The organism is Daeguia caeni (assembly GCF_042653845.1).
In the GTDB taxonomy this organism is placed as follows: domain Bacteria; phylum Pseudomonadota; class Alphaproteobacteria; order Rhizobiales; family Rhizobiaceae; genus Brucella; species Brucella caeni.
Window position 1 is genome coordinate 1 of the sequence record NZ_JBHSEL010000029.1, and the last position, 18,147, is coordinate 18,147.

The window sequence follows — 18,147 nt, forward strand, 5'->3', positions numbered from 1 at the left end:
CTCCCAACTAGCCAGTAGTTTGAATCATATTTTAATCGAAAGAGGAATCCCTTTCGATTCCATCAAAATGTGAGTTGCTCTAGGCCGCAGACTCATTACGCGTGGCACCAGATTCGCAGTCTGACCAGTTTGACGGCAACGAGGAAGTTCCTGGGATCTTTGCCCTATCGGGTGGTGATCCCGGGAACTGTTTGATCCTGCTGAAGAGACGTTCGACCAGATTGCGCTGGCGATAAACCCTGGCGGAAAAGGGAAAGAAGCCCTTGCGCTTGCCGGGATATTGGCCCAGGTCTATTCTTCCCGGCCAAGGCCCGAATGACATCGCTGCCATAGACCTTGTCGGCCAGCAGGGTCGCGCGTCCTCAATGTGTCCCAAGCAAGGCTTCGGCTTCGACACTGTCGTGGGCCTAGCCTGCAGTCAGACGCAGGTGACACGGGATGACCTTCCGCATCGACGAGCACGTGGATCTTGCTGGTGAGGCCCCACGGGAGCGTCCCATGCCGCATCACGAGAGCCCCTTTTCCCGGGCCCCATGCTGGTGAACACGGACACAGGTCGAGGCGATCATGATGATGTCGCCATCATAGGCCTTGGAGACTTCCTCCATGAGCCGGCCCCAGGCGCCCGCCTTGCGCCAACGAACAAAGCGGTTGTAGCAGGTGGTCGGCGGGCCGTAGTGCCCGGGGATTTCCGCCCACGACGGGCCTGTCCGGAAGCGCCAGAGAATGCCATTCAACACCCGGNTGATCGACCATTCATGGTCTATCAACTCGTACCGTCGCCGTGCCATCGCCCTCCATCGCTGGGGGGCTTTGAAACACAGCCTGGACGAATGGGAAGACCATTTATGAGTTTACAGCCCAGGCTTGAGGCATCAATAAGCTGCGCGGCCACCCGAGGCATCAAACACGGCACCCGTTGCAAAGCTGCATTCTTCCGATGCCGCCCACAGTATCTGTGCGGCGACTTCATCCACCGTACCCGGACGATTGAGCGGGATTTTTGACGCCGAAAGCGCAATCGCCTCTTCCGACATTTCCTTGAGCAATTCCGTGCGTACCAGCCCCGGCGTGACGCAATTGACCAGAATGCCGGAGCCTGCAAGCTCAAGGCCAAGCGCCTTTGTCATGCCGATCACGCCAGCCTTGGCCGCCGAATAGCCAGCCATGAACGGATTGCCCTGCTTGCCGGCAATGGAAGCAATGGAAACTATACGGCCATAGCCATTGGCTCTCATCAACGGAATGACCGCACGGCTGCACAGGAAAACACTGTCGAGATTGATGTCGATCACCCGCTTCCATTCGGCAAGCGAAAATTCTTCCATCGGCTTGGTTGGGCCGGTAACCCCTGCCGCATTGATCAGAATGTCGATCTTGCCCGTCAATGCCAGTGTTTCTCTTGCCGCCTGTTCAACGGCCGTCTCGGACGTCACGTCAAGCAGCGAATAATGAAAATCGTCCGGTTTGCTTGGGAATGTTCCGTCAGAGACTTCAGGCGCACGCATATCCCAGATCGCAACCCGCGCGCCAGAAGCAAGCAGCCGATCCGCCACGGCACGACCGATACCACGCGCACCGCCGGTAACGATTGCAGTGCGATTACGAAAATCAAATGAAATCATGGGAAACTTTCTGTCCGTCTGTGAATGGAGGGCGGCAGACTGCCCCCCTCCTGATGCACAATTACAGTTTGCAGGCCGGGTCAGCGTTTGGCATTGCCACGTCAGCATCGACCTGGACCTGAATGGTCGGACGCAGGACGCCATCCACTTCCTGAACCTGACCAAAGAAGTTGCCACGTATCAGCTGATGGTCTTCCGGACGCATCTTGACCTTGCCGACAATGGTATCGACTTCAATATCATTCAGTGCTTCGGCAATGTCCTCAGGCGCAATGCTGTCTGCCTTGTCGATGGCAGCAAACAGAACCTGCATGCCAAGATAGGTTTCGCCTTCGAAATTTGCCGGCCAGGTGCCCGGATATTTCTTCGACCATGCATCGACCAGTGACTTGTTTTCAGGCGTATCAAGTGTCGCCGAATAGTTGATGATGCCGTAAATATCCTTGGAGACATCCCCCAGCGTCTTGACCGTATTGTCGGTCACAAAGCTGACGCCTGCGACCTTCATCTTGTCAAGCAAGCCGAACTGCTTGGCCTGCTGGGCAAAGTTGATGGCATCACGACCAGCCAGCGCAACCCACAGACCTTCAGCACCTGAATCCTGGATCTTCTGGATATACGGGGCAAAGTCATTGGTGCCGAGACCGGCATAGCCTTCGGTCATGATCTGTCCGCCAAGGCCCTCAGCCGTCTTGGTAAAGCTGGCACCCGAATTGCGCCCCCATGCGGTGTCGGAACCCATGATCGCCCATTTCTTTTCCGGCTGTTCTTTCAGCCACGTGCCAACCGTCGCAGCATCGGCATAGTCCGGAATATTGACGCGGAAATAGCGCGGGCTGCATTCAGCGCCCGTCAGCGCATCAGCCTTGGAAATCGTGCCGACCATCACGGCATCCCAGCGTTCCAGCATCGGCGCAATGCCCAAAGCCTCGCCCGATGCAATCGAGCCAGTCAGGATGTTGTAGCCGTCATTGACGAGCTTTTCCGCCTGCTGACGGGCAATATCGGCCTTGGCCTGCGTGTCGAGATACTGAACCTCAACCTTGCGGCCATCAATGCCGCCCTTGGCATTGACTTCCTCAACGGCAAGATCGACGGCGCGGCGCACCTGTTCGCCAAGATCGCCATAAGCACCGGTGAGCGCCGTGGCGACACCGATGCGCACCGGATCTTCCGCCTGTGCGGATACAGCGCCAAACATCAGGCCCGCCAGAGCAACACCTGCCAAAAGTTTCATTTTCCTGTTCATGGTCTTTCCTCCCAAACGGCAAAATGCCAGTCTTCAAACAGAGACATGTGATTTGAGTTCTTCATTGCTGAGATCGGCCAGACGGCCCTGATCAACAACCGTTCCCTTCGACATGACGTAGTACCGGTCTCCCACGGCACGGATCAGGCCGAAATTCTGTTCAATCAGCAAAATTGCGGTGCCCTGTTCGGCAAGCCGCACCAGCGATTCACCAAGCTCATCCACGATCACCGGCGCCAGACCTTCGCTCGGCTCGTCAAGGATCAGAAGATCCGGATTGGACATGAGCGCGCGGCCTATCGCCAGCATCTGCTGCTGCCCACCGCTCATCGCCGTACCCAATCCGTCGGCGCGCTCGCGCAGGATCGGATACATGTCGAAAACCGCTTCCATATTCCACGGGCCCGGACGATCGGGAGCGGAGCCCAGAATGAGATTTTCGCGCACGGTAAGACCCGGCACGATGCGCCGTCCCTGCGGCACGATGGAAATGCCGCTGCGCGCCGCATTATAGGCACGGATCGGATTCTGCTTGCGCCCCATGAAGGAGATGGCGCCCTGCGTGAGCCGTGCTGCGCCAATGCAGCTGTTGACCACCGTGGTCTTGCCCACACCGTTGCGGCCGATGAGAGCCACCCGCTCACCGCGTTCAATCTTCAACGACACGCCGTGCAGCACACGCGCGGAACCATAGGCTGAATAAACATTGTCGAGTTCGAGCAGCGTCATGCAAATGTGCTCCCCAGATATGCGCGGATGACTTCAGGATTGGAACGCACCTCATCGGGCAGGCCTTCCGTCAGCACTTCGCCGAGATGCAGCACCGTCAATCGGTCGCAGATGGCAAAGATGACCTCCATATCGTGCTCGACCAAAAGCACCGTCAGTTGCCAGCGTTCGGCCAGAGAGCGCAGATGCCGTGCAAGAGAAAGCGACTCCTCAATCGTCAGCCCCGCAGCCGGTTCATCGAGCAGCAGCACTTTCGGACGCCCGACCAGCGCCAGCGCCAGATCCACCCGGCGTTGATCACCATAGGACACATCCGAGGCTGGACGATCAGCAATGGCCGACAGCGACAGTTCTTCGAGAATCTCCTCACTGTTGTTCATCTCGGCGCGACGGGCTGCCAGCTCCACCTGCTGACGAATGGTGAGTTCCGGGAAGATGTTCGTCTTCTGGAAGGAGCGTGACAGGCCCGCAATACGGCGTTCGCGCTCCGAAAAGCCGGAAATATCCTGCCCATCCAGCTTGACCACGCCTTGCGGATTGCGCCCACGGCCGGTGAGCACATCCATGCAGGTGGACTTGCCCGCCCCGTTCGAGCCGATCAGCCCGCGGATTTCTCCCTTTTTCAGGCGGAAACTGACATTGTTGAGCGCGGTGAAGCCACCATAACGCCGGGTCAGGCCGGTTGCTTCGAGCATATAGGTCTCAGACATTGCGGCCTCCCTTTTGCTTGGCGAACAGACGGGTGAAGGCACCACTGACGCCATTGGGCAGCAACAGGACAACGGCGATCAGCACGAGGCCGACAATCATCTGCCAATGGGTGGTGTAATTGCCGGCAACGTCGCGCAGGATGACGAAGATGAAAGCGCCAAGTGCCGGCCCCCAGACGGAGCGCGTGCCACCAATGATGGCGATGATCAACGCCTCACCAGACAGGCTCCAATGCAGAAGGCCCGGCGTGACATAGCCATTGTAGAGCGCAAAGAACGTACCGCCGATGGCCGCAATCAAAGCGGAAATCGCAATGATGATTGCCCGTGGCATCAGGGTGCGATAGCCGATGAAACGCGCGCGCTCCTCATTGTTTTTGATGGCAAGCGTCAGCGTGCCGAAATGCGAGCGCGTGAGAAAGAACAGCGCAATCACGATCAGCACCAGCCCCGTCCAGCTGACGAGAAACATCGTGTCAGCCTTTTGGAAGAAGCTGAGCTTCACGCCAAAGATCTCGCGCGGCAGACGCAGGCGCAGACCATCCTCACCATTGGCGATTTCGCGCCAGCGCATCATCAGTTCATAAAGCGCCTGGGCAATGGCAAGGCTGAGCATGGAAAAGGCGACACCCGATGTGCGCAACAGCACGAAAGACAAGGAGAAGGCTGCAATGGCAACAAGAATCGGAGCCGACAGGATAATCACCTCGCCGGGCAAGGCGGTATAGACGCTCATCAAGGCAATCAGATAAGCCGCCCCGCCATAGAAGGCGGCATGGCCAAAACTGCTGAAGCCGCCCTGACGCACCAGAAAACCAACACCCGTTGCCAGAATGGCCGTGGTCGTGGCCGAGGTGAGCAGCGACAGGATATTGCGCGGCAGGCCGATGAACGGCAGCACAAAGCCAAGCACGGCAACCACAAGGCCAAGCACCAGCATGGGTGCATTGAGACTGCCCGCACGTACGGCAGTTGCCGAAGGTGAAGCGGTGGAAAGCGTGGAAATCTGGCTCATGCGTGTGACCTCGCAAAACCGGATGGCTTCCAGATCAGGACAGCAACCATCAGCAGAAGCGGCAGCATCGAGGCGACATTGGGCAGATAGACAATGCCCATATTGTGCACCTGCCCAATGATCAGCGCGGCAATGAAGGCGCCGGCAAAGGATCCAAGGCCGCCCGTGACCACCACGATGAAACTTTCAATGAGAATTGTTGCGCCCATGGAAGGCGAAAGTGCCAGAAGCGGCGAGGCAATCACGCCGGAAAGACCAGCCAATGCCGTGCCAAGGCCAACGACTGCGAGGCTGAGGCGTTCCGTATCAACGCCCTGCATGCCGGTGGTCAGCGCATCGACGCTTGATGCACGGACATAAAGTCCGGCGCGGCTGTAGCGCAGCCACAGCGTGAGACCTGCAGCAACCGCAACCGCAACCGCAATCACCAGCAGGCGGTAGACGGGGAAGGACGTGTCACCAAGCTGGATCGTGCCATCGAATGGATAGGGCGCTGGCGTGGAGATGGAATCCATACCCCAGATCATGTGCACGACATCTTCAAACACCAGCAGAATGCCGAATGTCACCAGCACCGTCACCATGTGATCGGCATTTTGCAGCGGGCGGAACACCATATGGTCGAGCGCAACGCCAATGGCGGCAAGAATGACGATTGCCGCAGCAAGGCCGACCCAGAAGCCGAACATGGTCGCCACGGCATAGCCTGTATAGGCGCCAAGCATGTAGAAACCGCCGTGAGCGAAGTTGACGACGCGGCGCAGGCCGAAGATCAATACAAGGCCAACCGAAACAATATAGAGCAGGCCGCCATAGACCAGCCCGTTGAGGATCTGAATCAGCATCGGCTCCTCCCAGATCGAAACGCCTGCAACAGGCGTTGGCTGTCACGATAAGTCATGTTTCTCCTCCGGCATTTCCGTATTGCGCGTGGCGGGATGACCGCTTGCGCGCATGCTCTGTCTTGCGTCCCGAAAGGGGCGCGAAATTCTCATTGCTCCCAGGACTTCAATGCGCATTCCCCAGTGCGTTTTTCACCGCACGCCATGCGAACACTACTGCAGGCCCAAGCGTGGTGCCGGGCCCCGGATAGGAATCGCCCATGATCGAGGCCATGTCGTTGCCGCAGGCATAAAGGCCGGGGATCGGATGCTCATCCATGTCAACAACACGCCCATCCTCATCGGTCGAAATGCCGGCGCTGCAGGCAATTTCCGCCGGCCACACCTGCACGGCACAGAGATCACGCAGCGCAATCGGTGCAACACATGGATTTGGCTTGACCGTCGGATCACCATTGAAGCGGTTCAGCGCCGAATGACCACGATGGAAGTCTTCATCCACCCCGCGCGCGGCCTGTTCATTGTAGCGCTCAAGCGTTGCGCGCAGCGCCTTGGCATCAACCCCGATCCTTGCTGCAAGCTCTTCCGGACTATTGGCTTCCACCAGATAGCCGTCCTGAACAAAGCGGCGCAGATTGGTCGTGCCCGGATAAATATTGCCAAGACCATATTTGCGGATGAAATCGCGATTGCAGACAAGCCAGGCGGGGATCGCCTTGCCGTCGCCAGAGCGATACATTGCCTCGACAAAATCATGATAGGAAACAGCCTCGTTGCAGAAGCGCTTGCCATCCTGATTGACGGCAATCACACCCGGCTTGGCGCGATCAAGCGACAGATGCGGGAAAAGGCCCTGAGAGCCATCAGCGCGCTTCGTCACCGAAACCGGCGTCCAGAAACCGCCATTGCCGTTTTCCTGCTCATTGATGCGCGCTCCGAGCGCTTCGGCAGCCGTTACTCCCTCGCCCTGATTGGCCGCATTAGCGAGCGAAAATTGCGGCGTCGGCTTGGGCATCAGCCGTTCGCGGTAAGCCTTGTTATGGGCAAAGCCACCCGTTGCCAGAATGACGCCACGGCGTGCTGCAATGATTTCCCTGCCATTGGGCCCGTTCAGGCTTGCCCCCGTCACACGGCCGTTTTCATAAATCAGCCTGTCGAGGCTTGTATTGAATTGCGGACGCACGCCAAGCTGCAACAGCGTGTGATACATGCGCCCCACCAGCGCATTGCCCATGACAAGACGTGTGCCGCGTGAATAGCGCAGCCGGTCGGTGAGATAACGCAGGAAAAGGCCAGCCGAATAGATGAAATTGGAGATGGACCTGTAGCGCCCGATCAGGCGCGGAATATCCATCTTGCCAACCATCATGCCGCCAAAGACCATGAATTCCTTGATCGGCGGGCGAACGCGTTCAAACTCCTTACCCAATACGCGGCCATCAAAGGGGGCTGGCACAATGGCGCGGCCGCGGATCGCCGCACCCGGTTTTGCGTGATAATCGGGATGTTCGCCGCAAGGCAGAAACTTAACATCCGTATTATTGTGCAGAAAATCAATCGCCTCCACGCCGCTTTCCATATAGGCGGCGCGCTGGCGATCCGTGCGCGGCGTATGAATGGCAATCAGATCAGCCAGATAGGAAGAAGCCTCGGCAATGCTGTCCTTGTCACCAATGGCCTTGCCCTGGCTGTTTTCCGGGATCCACAGCGTTCCGGCCGACGTGGCCGCCGTGCCGCCAACCTGATCGGTCTTTTCAACGAGCAGGACATCCAGCCCCTTCATCTTGGCAAAAATGGTTGCCGCCATGCCAGCCGGGCCTGCGCCGATCACCAGAAGATCAACGGTACGGGAGGCTTTTTGCGTTGTAGTTGAATTGGTCATCTGTTGCATCGTTCAAACCGCTTCCGTTCAAACCGCTTCCATGAGCGATGCGCGCGCCAGAGTGGCGGCGGTTTCGCCTGCTATCATTCCGAATGTGGCTGATTTCGACAGACCGCCGGAATATCCGCTGCGGCTGAAACCTTCGAGACCGCCGGTACATGCACCAACAGCCAGAAGACCAGGGATCGGTCTGTCATCCTGATCCAGAACCTGTGCTGCCGCATTGGTGAGAATGCCGCCCATCGTATAGGTAATGCCGGCACAAAGCGGCAGAGCATGGAACGGCCCCTGACGAATGGCATGCGGCTTGTAGGCCGGATTGCTGCGGTGAGGTGAAAATGCCGTTTTGCCTTCAACCGCAGCATTCCAGCTTTCGACCGAAGCCTTGAGCACATCCGGCCCAAGGCCGATCTTGTCTGCAAGTGCTTCCAGCGTCGGCGCGGAAATCAGCTTGCCGCCAGCCTTGATGAGATAGGGATTGGCGGGCAGAAGCCAGTCACGCCCCGGGCCCTGCCAGATCGCCTCGTCAAACACGACATGGCAACCATGCGGATCGGCAAGACGCGCCATTGCATTGGTGACATGCACGCCGCCCAGGCTTTCGTCACAGAAGCGCTTGCCTTCCGCATTGATGAGAAGCGCTGAAACACACAGCGAATCGAGCACCGGATAGGGCCAGAAGCGGCCATCGGTCATGGCATCGCGATACTGGATATGGCCATAGAAGGTACCCATGCCGACCAGCTTGGCACCGGCTTCCTCGGCCATGAGAAGGCCATAGCCCAGACCCGTTTCGGCATTGCGCATGAGCAGCCGTTCCGGCGCGGGCGAAATATATTTGCCAACCAGCGCCCGGTTACCCTGAAAGCCGCCATCGCAAATGGCAACCACTGGCGCATCAAACCGCTCCGTCCTGCCATTGCGCTCGACTTCCAGCCCGCGGACGCAGCCATTTTTCATGATCAATCTGCGCGCCGTAACACCCTGATCGAATGTCACACCCAGATCACGCAAACGCTGGTTCAGCGTGCGCAGCATGACATCGCCGGCACGCCAGCGCCAGTTAAGCCCCGTATTGCGCACGCCGGGAGGGGCAAGCGAATGCTGGCGCAATCCATCCGGCCCGACCCGGATCAGACCAACGCCCTGCGCGCGCAGCCAGGCAATGGCGCGCTTTGCGTTGCGCGCCAGCGTTGCCGCAAGCGCCGGATTGCCTTCGCCACCCGTCACACGGGCAAGACGTTCGATGATGTCTTCCGGGCTTGAGCCCATATCGTCCATGCCGATATGGAACAGCCCGCCCGTATAGCGACTGTTGCACAGATAATGCTGGCCGGTGCCGCGCTCGAATACACGGACATGCAGGCCAAGCTCTGCCGCACGGATGGCAGTGCTCATCCCGGCCAGCCCACCGCCCACAACCAGCAAATCATGGGATATGGCGTTTGCACCCATCAGCCTGTCCTCAACGCGGCATCAATGTGTCGGACAGGATCCGCAACACTTCGACATAGCTGCGCAGGATGAGCCAAAGCCCTGTGCCCACCACGATGGCAAACGCCATCCAGACCCATGAAAAGCCGGATGCAAGCCCCCAGAAGCCCAGAAGGACAGGGATGAGCGCAGCAAGCACGGCCAGAAGATCGCCCTTGGCAACAAGAAAGCGGATGGTCGGATAAACAGGAGGCTGGTTCGACATCGACATAATGGCCTCTTCAATCTCGTGGGTTAAGCTTTTTCGTTCTTCACCGCCGACTGGGCAGCAAGACGTCCCGAGGTGAAAGCCCAGGCCAGATGGTGGCCATGGCCTTCCAAAAGCAGACCGCCCTGCCCGGCGGATCCGGCGGCATAAAGCCCCGGCACAACCGAGCCATCCGCGCGAATGACCTGATGCCTGGTATTGACCGTCAGGCCGCCATCGGTGAGGATGATCCAGCTCTTGACCGGCCCCAGCGCATGGAAGGGGCCCTTGCGTACCGATGGACGGCCGGCAGCGCGCGCCTCTGCATCATGCTTGCGGATTTCGGCTTCAAGCGTTGCGGCAGGCACGCCGATCTTTTCGGCAAGACCGGCAATCGTCGGCGCGGTTGAATAAAGATCAGGTCGTGTGCGCTTGTAATCCGGCAGATAGGCATAGGCGACACCCGGTGCCGTCGAGATAAAGTACGGCCAGGCGCTGAATTTCCTTGCCACCTCATCGTCAAACACGATGAAGGCCTGCTTGCCCGGCTGCTGGCCGAATGCATAATTCGGCTTGTCCAGCTCATCGGCGAACCGCCTGCCCTCACGATTGACCAGAATGGCCCCTTCACGGAACATGGTTGGTTCCGGCGAAAGATAGGTCGTCACGAAGGACAGGATGAACGGGCGTAAGATCCATGATGGCATGGTGTTGAGCGACCAGCGCATCAGCCGGGTAAACCATGGCCACGGCGGCAGTTTTTGCAGGAAATTCGGCTTCGGTGGCGGCATGAAGCGCAGGTTTGGCCCATAGACTACCTGACCATATTTGATCTCGGCGCCCAATGCCTCGCCCATGCGCTGGCCATCGCCCGTATTGGTGGTGTTGACGCCGTCAATATCGCGCACCGGCGGGTTGAACCGGCCCTTCCATTCCGGACTTGAAGAATAGTCGCCGGAAGCCAGAATGACCGCCTTGCGTGCGCGCAGCACCTTGCCGCCATTCTTCAGCTCAACGCCAATGACGCGCTCGCCTTCGAGGACAAGATCCTTCACTTCCGAATTGACGCGGATATCAACACCGACGCGGCGCGCTTCACGTTCAAGGAAATAAATATAGGCGCGCGAGTTCGGCAGGATATTGTGCATGCGCGGCAGGCGATGCGGCGGCTCGGGCATCGGGCCGTAGAAGGTGACGCCCAGGCTTTCGAGCCATGCCACGCTGTCGGCAACATTCTCGACCAGAATGCGACGCAATTCCTCATTGTCGTCCTTGGCAAGCTCAGGCGCAAATTTCGGCATATCCTCGAAATGCCATTGCGGATTGTCGACAATGCCTGCCTTTTTCTGCAGGCGCGTGCCGGTCGCAGTGATCGAGCCGATGGACAGTCCCGTGCTGCCGCGCACTTCCGTGTGTTTTTCAAGCAGAATGACACTTGCACCAGCCTTGCGGGCGAAGATCGCGGCTGTCAGGCCGGAGCCACCGCCGCCGACAACAATAATGTCGGCATCTGGAACCTTGGGGGATGTATTCATTTCAGTCTCCGGAAATCTGGCGCGTCACTCGCCAGCAGTGAGATCAATGCCCGCCTCAAGCGAAATGCGTCGCGCAGCACCGGCCGCAAGGAAGCCACCGTCAATGGCAATGTCTTCGCCGGTAATGTAGCCAGCCTCATCGCTGAGAAGGAAAAGCACGAGATTTGCCGCTTCCTGCAAGGAACCAAAACGGCCAAGCGGCGTGGCGCGGCGCCAAGGCTCAAGATGGCTGCCGCCAGCATTAAGCCCCGTCACGATAATGCCGGGGCAAATCGCATTGACGCGGATATTCCAGTCGACATATTCGGCTGCCGCCGTGCGGGTAAGCCCCAGCACACCGGCCTTCGACGCCGTATAGCCCGGATCATTATGGCCAACATGCGAGGCGACCGAGGCCATGTTCACCACCGCGCCGCCGCCCGCATCACGAATGGCCGGGCAGACATGTTTCATGCCAAGAAACACGCCGGTCAGATTGACGCCAATGATGCGCTGCCATTTTTCAAGGGATGTTCCCGTAATGCCCGTGCGGTTGACGATGCCGGCATTGTTGACAAGGCTGGTGATGCGGCCATGACGCGCAACGACCGCCCTGACCAGTTCGCGCCAGCCTTCCTCGCTCGTGACATCCAGATGATGATAGTGAACCTGACGCCCCGCGGCCTGAAGCTCGGCTGCCAGCGCCTCGCCTTCGCTGTCGAGCACATCAGCAATTGCAACCGCGGCACCTTCCTCGCTCAGCCGGCGCACATCAGCCTCGCCAACCCCGCGCGCTCCTCCGGTTACGATCACCACCTTGTCTTTCATGCGCCCCATTTTGCTTCCTTAACTCCAAGCATTTTGCCCATCCTGTTGATGGGACTGGAACTTCGATAAAACTCAGCATACAACATATCTGAACACATCAATCGAAACAGGCTTTACAGAAACCATGTCCATTGAAGAGCTTTACGCCCGTCCCGCACATCTCATTCGCCGCGCGCATCAGATTTCATGGGCGATATTTCTCGATGAATGTGCAGAATTTGCCCTCACTCCTGTTCAGTATGCTGCGCTTGTGGCCATCCAGGCCTATGACGGATGCGATGCAACCCGCCTATCCAGCCTGATAGCCTTTGACCGCTCCACAATCGGCAGTGTCCTCGACCGACTGGAGAAACGAAATCTGATCATACGTCGCCCAAGCCCGACGGATCGCCGGCAGCGCCTGATTTCACTGACACAGGAAGGGAAAGATCTTCTGGAAAACTGCAAGGAAGCAGTCGAACGCGTTCAGAACCGCATCGTTGGCGTGCTGAGCCGGGAAGAGCGCGAAACTTTCCTCAAACTCATGAAACGGATCGTTCACCTCAATAATGACGTGACATCCGCCCCGATCAGGCCCATGCCTGAATGACAGCCAGACTATTGCAAATGCTGAAATCCACCCAGATTTCCTCCCATTCCAATGATCAGTGCGCCTTGGCGGTCCACCTCCCGGCTCAAGCCGCATATCATCAGATTACATTCATTATGTATTCATACTAAAATTGCGCTGTCAACTCGACAGAGCGCATTTTTTTGCCCCATACCAACTCCACGCAGAACACGGGGAGAAAAATTTCGACGCAGGAAAATGTATTACTATTTAACATATTGAAATAATTATACAATATTGTGAAACATCTGCGTGCGACCCTTGATCAGAAAAACTCCCAGATCCTGAATGACAGCCAAGCCACCTTCTTTTTTGCTTCGAAAACAGGCTTTTTCCTATATTGACAGATACAACATTGAAAAGCAGGCCTGTTTGTTATCATTCACAGTAATTTATTGTTTTTAATATATATTTTAAGTCGCATTCACCTTTGAAAACCACATCTGATTGCAAAAAGAAAACCGGGTTGACACAAATAACTATTCAGTATACTGATTAATTAGAGCTTGGGAGGCTCGCATCAAAATCTCACAGATTGCACGCCTGCGAGCACGAAAACCATCAGGTTTTCAGGGAGGAAAATTATGGACGCTCACAACAGCCAACCCGAAGACACTGCCGAACTGCGCCAGCTTTATGCTGATTTCGAACGCACGCATATCAAGCCGCTGTGGACACAGATCGGCAATCTGATGCCGCGTCATCCCATGCCGCAGGCAGTGCCCTATCTTTGGAAGTGGTCTGAACTTTATCCAATGGCCAAGCGCTCGGGCGATCTTGTTCCGGTCGGTCGTGGTGGCGAACGCCGTGCGCTGGGGCTTGCCAATCCTGGCCTTGGCGGCAACGCTTATATTAGCCCGACATTGTGGTGCGCGATCCAGTATCTTGGTCCGCGCGAAACCGCGCCAGAACATCGCCATTCGCAAAATGCCTTCCGCTTTGTCGTCGAAGGCGAAGGTGTGTGGACGGTGGTCAATGGTGACCCTGTGCGCATGTCGCGCGGTGACTTTCTGCTCACCCCCGGCTGGCATTTCCACGGCCACCACAATGACACCGACCAGCCAATGGCCTGGATTGATGGTCTGGACATTCCTTTCAGCTATCAGAACGATGTCGGCTTCTTCGAATTCGGCTCCGACCGCGTGACCGACTATGCCACACCGCAATATTCCCGCGGCGAACGCCTGTGGTGCCATCCGGGTCTGCGGCCGCTGTCGGGCTTGCAGAATACCGTTTCCTCGCCCATCGGCGCCTATCGCTGGGAACATACCGACAATGCACTGACGCAGCAGCTTCTGCTCGAAGAAGAAGGCGTGCCGGCCACTGTCGGCCCCGGCCATGCTGCCATCCGTTATATCAATCCGACGACCGGCGGCGATGTGATGCCGACCATCCGTGCCGAATTCCATCGTCTGCGCGAAGGCACCAAGACACCGCTGCGCCGTGACGTTGGTTCGACCGTGTTCCAGGTGTTTGAAGGCCGTGGCAATGTCGTCATGGGCGACAAGACCTATCGCGTTGAAAAGGGTGACATTTTCGTCATTCCATCCTGGGTGGCCTGGTCGCTGGAAGCCGAGACCATGTTCGACCTGTTCCGCTTCTCCGATGCACCGATCATTGAGCGCCTGAACTTCAACCGCAGCTGGGTGGAAGGGCAGGATGGCAATGAGGGCAAAAATGGCTGAGACAGCCGATATGCTCGAAACCGCGCGCGCGGAACTCAAGCGAAGACAGGGACTTGGCGCACGCTATGATGCGGACAATGCGCCAGCCCGCGAACTGGACTGGGCACGCCGCGGCACGGCCTATTTCGCCCGCAAGCTCAATGAGCTTGACGACAGGGCACTGTGGCGGCCAAGTCTGGTGCCGGGCTGGAGCAGGCGGCATGTCATTGCCTGCACGGCCTATCACGCCCGCATGCTGACGCGCGCCACCGAAACGGCGCGCACCGGCCAGACCATTCCGCTTTATGCAAGCGAGAGCCAACGGGTGGAAGAAATCGAAGATGGCGCAACATTGCCGGCAGGCGCCCTGCGCCATCTCGTTGCCCATGCCGATGTGCATCTGAATGTGGAATGGCGTGATCTTACCAATGAACATTGGGACATTACCCTTCCCTATGGCAAACCTGCAACTGCGCGTGAAACCGCATGGATGCGCGCCAAACAGGTCTGGCTGCGTGCCATTGATCTTGGCAATGGCGCTTCATGGCGTGATCTGCCGCTCGATTTTCTGACTGCGCTACTGCAGGAAAAGCTGAACATCACCTCTATCGATAAAGCCCCCCACGTCCTGGCTAAAGAAGTGCTGCTGCCTTCGCAGGATGATTATTGATCCCAAATACCGGAGTTCTCTGATGGCGAACCGCCTTTTCCCCGATCCGTCCTACCCGGCCGTAGCGATTGCAGGCGAAAGCAATCTGTACCCCGTTCACCGTATTTTTTGCGTTGGCCGCAACTATGCTGAACACGCCAAGGAAATGGGCGTGGAGGTGGATCGTGAAGCGCCATTCTACTTCCTGAAAGATGCGCAGGCCTTTGTGGAATCGGGCGCAACCATTCCTTATCCGTGCGGTACGGAAAACTATCATTATGAAATGGAACTGGTGGTAGCCGTTGGCACGCCCCTGTTCCGCGCCAGCGTTGAGGAAGCGCGCAATGCCGTCTTTGGCTATGCCTGCGGCCTCGACATGACCCGCCGCGACCTGCAGCTCAAGGCGCGCGAAACCCGCCGCCCATGGGATCTCGGCAAGAATTTCGAGCATTCGGCTGTTCTGGCCCCCATCGTTCGTGCCGAACAGGCCGGTGAAATCGGCCCGCAGCGCATCATGCTGGAAGTCGATGGCGAAACCCGTCAGGACGCACATTTGTCGGATCTGGTCTGGAAGATCGACGAACTGCTTTCGCATCTGTCGCATTATTACCATCTGAAACCCGGCGATCTGATCTATACCGGAACACCAGCCGGTGTCGGCTCCGTCCTTCCGGGCGCAAAAATTGCCGGCCACATTGCGGGCCTGCCCTCGGTTTTCCTGACCATCGGTGAGGCGGAATAATGATCTTTTACGGTTATTTTCGCAGCTCTGCCGCATGGCGCTGCCGCATTGCCTTCAATCTGAAAGGCGTGGAACCGGAATTCCGTCCGGTTCACCTGCGCCGCAAGGAGCAATCGCAGCCTGATTATCTGAATCTCAATCCGCAAGGGCTGGTGCCTGCACTGGTTGTTGGCGATCACACGCTTACCCAGTCGCTTGCCATTATCGAATGGCTGGATGAGACCATCAGCCAAGGCCCGCCTCTCCTGCCGGAAGACACCATTCTGCGTGCAGAGGTGCGTGCCTTTGCCCTTGCAATAGCCGCCGACATTCACCCGCTGCAAAATCTGCGTGTTCTGAACTATCTGGAACAGACCTATGGCGCGGATCAGGCAGCAAAGGATGCCTGGTGTGCCGCATGGCTTCGTCCCGGTCTTGAGGCTTGTGAAAAGCTGGCCGAACGCCATGCCGACAAGGGGGCTTTTGCCTTTGGCGACGCACCAACGCTGGCAGACATTTGCCTTATTCCGCAACTGGCATCGGCAGACCGGTTCAATGTCGACATATCGGATCTGACCCGCCTTGCCTCCATCCGTGAGGCTTGCAACCGGCTTGAAGCTTTCCGGAAAGCCGCTCCGAACGCTCAGCCAGACGCCGAATAAAGCGGCGCGACAGATGAAATCATCAGCATGTGGAAGCCTGCTTCCGCGTGAATGGGGAACTATTGCCACCGCCAAAGCGCGGTTAGCCTAACGAGGAAACGACCATGTCTCAAACTTTACCAATCTTGATTGCAGGTGGCGGCATCGGCGGATTGGCCACCGCCATCGGACTTGCGCATCGCGGGTTTCGCAGTCTCGTGCTTGAAAAGGCGCCGGAACTGGGCGAAATCGGCGCAGGCATCCAGCTTGGGCCAAATGCATTCCATGCCTTCGACGCCCTTGGCGTTGGTGAAGTTGCGCGCAACATGGCCGTTTATATCGACAGCCTGCGCATGATGGATGCAATGACCGCAGAAGAAGTCTGCCGTATCCCGCTCGGAGATGAATTCCGTAAGCGTTTTGGCAATCCTTACGCCGTCATCCATCGCGGCGATCTGTTCAGCGTTTTCCTGCGCGCCTGTCAGGAACATCCGCTGGTGGAACTGCGCACCAGCGCGGAAGTCGTCGATTACGACCAGGACGAAAGCAGCGTGACGGCCATTCTGGCCAATGGCGAGCGCGTCAGGGGCTATATGCTGATCGGTGCCGATGGCCTGTGGTCGAATGTCCGCCGCAAGGTGACCAATGACGGCAAACCGCGTGTTTCCGGCCACACCACCTATCGCTCGGTGATTCCGACCGAAAACATGCCGGAAGATCTGCGCTGGAATGCAGCCACCCTTTGGGCCGGGCCAAAATGCCATCTGGTTCACTATCCGCTCTCCGGCTGGAAAGTCTTCAACCTCGTTGTGACCTATCACAATGACGCGCCGGAACCTGTCGCCGGCCTGCCGGTCAGCAATGAGGAAGTCATGCGCGGATTCAGCCATATTCACCCGATGGCGCAGCAGATCATCGAGCATGGCAAGAACTGGAAACTGTGGGTTCTCTGCGACCGTGATCCGAACCTGAAATGGCAGGATGGCCGCGTTGTACTTCTGGGAGATGCAGCCCATCCGATGCTGCAATATTTTGCTCAAGGCGCCTGCATGGCCATGGAAGATGCCGTGTGCATCGGCGTCGAAATGGAAGCTGCTTCTGGCGATTCGGAACGCGCCATTGCAAACTATCTCACCAAGCGTCAGATGCGCACCGCACGCGTACAGCTCCAGTCGCGCTGGATCGGTGAAAACATCTATCACCCATCAGGCGCACATGCCGAACTGCGCAACACCATCATGCGGGCAAAATCCCCGGCTGACTGGTATGACACGCTTGAATGGCTCTATGGCGGCCAGGAAAACAGCGCAGGCGAAAAGCTTTATGAAAAGGCGAGGCAGGTTGCCTGATCCGTGAAGCTGGCAAAGTGAATGGGCATTGGCCGGATCGGCGTGTTTGACGATTTGATCGCAAGCGCTCCGATCCGGCTGCATCAATGATTTTGCATTGCAGCCACTCTGACTGACCGCGTTGCCCCGAGGTGAAAACTTGCTTTATCGTTTGGGTTTCCCATGCCACCGGCGCTATGGACGAATCCGGACGGCATCTTCCCAGTCTGGCTGCACTCGTGGATAAAGCGTTACAACATCCGGATCGTGACCGGGCAGGATTTCCGCGCCATCAGGGCTTCACGGCCTTGCAGATTGCCAATCCGCAGGTGCGGTTTGAAGGGATCCGCTTCTCGTGGCTCAGGCCCGCACCGCACTAGAGCAACTCACATTTTGATGGAATCGAAAGGGATTCCTCTTTCGATTAAAATATGATTCAAACTACTGGCTAGTTGGGAG

The 18,147-nt window shown here is 57.7% G+C and carries 18 protein-coding genes and 1 pseudogene; 7 read left to right on the forward strand and 12 right to left on the reverse strand.

Annotated elements, in window-relative coordinates:
* Positions 1–95: 95 nt before the first annotated feature.
* The 12 genes and pseudogenes from ACFO1V_RS02450 to ACFO1V_RS02505 form a co-directional block, all read right to left on the reverse strand.
* Positions 96–791: pseudogene (locus tag ACFO1V_RS02450) on the reverse strand (IS5 family transposase).
* 84 nt (positions 792–875) lie between these two features.
* On the reverse strand, positions 876–1,625 hold the full coding sequence (locus tag ACFO1V_RS02455; protein WP_374834200.1) for an SDR family NAD(P)-dependent oxidoreductase: 750 nt from the start codon (positions 1,623–1,625) through the stop codon (positions 876–878).
* A gap of 61 nt (positions 1,626–1,686) precedes the next feature.
* Positions 1,687–2,874, reverse strand: a complete 1,188-nt coding sequence (locus ACFO1V_RS02460; protein WP_374834202.1) for an ABC transporter substrate-binding protein — start codon at positions 2,872–2,874, stop codon at positions 1,687–1,689.
* A 33-nt stretch (positions 2,875–2,907) separates the two neighbouring features.
* Entirely contained in the window at positions 2,908–3,603 is a 696-nt protein-coding gene (locus ACFO1V_RS02465; protein ID WP_374834204.1) for an ABC transporter ATP-binding protein, read from the reverse strand.
* Complete coding sequence (locus ACFO1V_RS02470) at positions 3,600–4,313, reverse strand: ABC transporter ATP-binding protein (RefSeq protein WP_374834206.1); 714 nt, start codon at positions 4,311–4,313, stop codon at positions 3,600–3,602. The genes ACFO1V_RS02465 and ACFO1V_RS02470 overlap by 4 nt, the downstream gene beginning before the upstream one ends.
* Positions 4,306–5,328 (reverse strand): branched-chain amino acid ABC transporter permease, encoded by a 1,023-nt coding sequence (locus ACFO1V_RS02475; protein ID WP_374834208.1) that lies wholly within the window; start codon positions 5,326–5,328, stop codon positions 4,306–4,308. The genes ACFO1V_RS02470 and ACFO1V_RS02475 overlap by 8 nt, the downstream gene beginning before the upstream one ends.
* Positions 5,325–6,173 (reverse strand): branched-chain amino acid ABC transporter permease, encoded by an 849-nt coding sequence (locus ACFO1V_RS02480; RefSeq protein WP_374834210.1) that lies wholly within the window; start codon positions 6,171–6,173, stop codon positions 5,325–5,327. The genes ACFO1V_RS02475 and ACFO1V_RS02480 overlap by 4 nt, the downstream gene beginning before the upstream one ends.
* Before the next feature lie 163 nt (positions 6,174–6,336).
* Positions 6,337–8,052: an FAD-binding protein gene (locus ACFO1V_RS02485; protein ID WP_374834212.1), complete on the reverse strand. Its 1,716-nt coding sequence runs from the start codon at positions 8,050–8,052 to the stop codon at positions 6,337–6,339.
* A 27-nt stretch (positions 8,053–8,079) separates the two neighbouring features.
* Positions 8,080–9,507, reverse strand: a complete 1,428-nt coding sequence (locus tag ACFO1V_RS02490; RefSeq protein WP_374834214.1) for an FAD-dependent oxidoreductase — start codon at positions 9,505–9,507, stop codon at positions 8,080–8,082.
* A 10-nt stretch (positions 9,508–9,517) separates the two neighbouring features.
* Positions 9,518–9,751, reverse strand: coding sequence for a hypothetical protein (locus ACFO1V_RS02495; RefSeq protein WP_374834216.1), 234 nt, complete (start codon positions 9,749–9,751; stop codon positions 9,518–9,520).
* A 29-nt stretch (positions 9,752–9,780) separates the two neighbouring features.
* Positions 9,781–11,268, reverse strand: a complete 1,488-nt coding sequence (locus tag ACFO1V_RS02500) for an FAD-dependent oxidoreductase (RefSeq protein ID WP_374834218.1) — start codon at positions 11,266–11,268, stop codon at positions 9,781–9,783.
* 24 nt (positions 11,269–11,292) lie between these two features.
* Entirely contained in the window at positions 11,293–12,084 is a 792-nt protein-coding gene (locus ACFO1V_RS02505; protein ID WP_374834220.1) for an SDR family NAD(P)-dependent oxidoreductase, read from the reverse strand.
* Positions 12,085–12,199: 115 nt separating this feature from the next.
* Here ACFO1V_RS02505 and ACFO1V_RS02510 point away from each other — a divergent pair, with 115 nt between their 5' ends.
* The 7 genes from ACFO1V_RS02510 (at position 12,200) to ACFO1V_RS02540 (ending at position 18,068) form a co-directional block, all read left to right on the forward strand.
* Positions 12,200–12,664 carry a MarR family winged helix-turn-helix transcriptional regulator gene (locus ACFO1V_RS02510; protein WP_374834222.1) on the forward strand — a complete coding sequence of 155 codons (465 nt, stop codon included), beginning with the start codon at positions 12,200–12,202 and terminating at the stop codon, positions 12,662–12,664.
* A 605-nt stretch (positions 12,665–13,269) separates the two neighbouring features.
* Positions 13,270–14,370 (forward strand): cupin domain-containing protein, encoded by a 1,101-nt coding sequence (locus tag ACFO1V_RS02515; RefSeq protein WP_374834224.1) that lies wholly within the window; start codon positions 13,270–13,272, stop codon positions 14,368–14,370.
* Positions 14,363–15,019, forward strand: a complete 657-nt coding sequence (locus ACFO1V_RS02520; protein WP_374834226.1) for a maleylpyruvate isomerase N-terminal domain-containing protein — start codon at positions 14,363–14,365, stop codon at positions 15,017–15,019. The genes ACFO1V_RS02515 and ACFO1V_RS02520 overlap by 8 nt, the downstream gene beginning before the upstream one ends.
* 22 nt (positions 15,020–15,041) lie before the next feature.
* A complete protein-coding gene (locus tag ACFO1V_RS02525; RefSeq protein ID WP_374834228.1) occupies positions 15,042–15,740 on the forward strand; it encodes a fumarylacetoacetate hydrolase family protein in 699 nt (232 codons plus the stop codon).
* Positions 15,740–16,381, forward strand: coding sequence for a maleylacetoacetate isomerase (gene maiA, locus ACFO1V_RS02530; RefSeq protein ID WP_374834230.1), 642 nt, complete (start codon positions 15,740–15,742; stop codon positions 16,379–16,381). Before ACFO1V_RS02525 ends, maiA begins: the two co-directional genes overlap by 1 nt.
* Positions 16,382–16,485: 104 nt before the next feature.
* Positions 16,486–17,709, forward strand: coding sequence for a 3-hydroxybenzoate 6-monooxygenase (locus ACFO1V_RS02535; RefSeq protein WP_374834232.1), 1,224 nt, complete (start codon positions 16,486–16,488; stop codon positions 17,707–17,709).
* 218 nt (positions 17,710–17,927) lie between these two features.
* Entirely contained in the window at positions 17,928–18,068 is a 141-nt protein-coding gene (locus ACFO1V_RS02540; RefSeq protein WP_374834234.1) for a hypothetical protein, read from the forward strand.
* Positions 18,069–18,147: the final 79 nt, after the last annotated feature.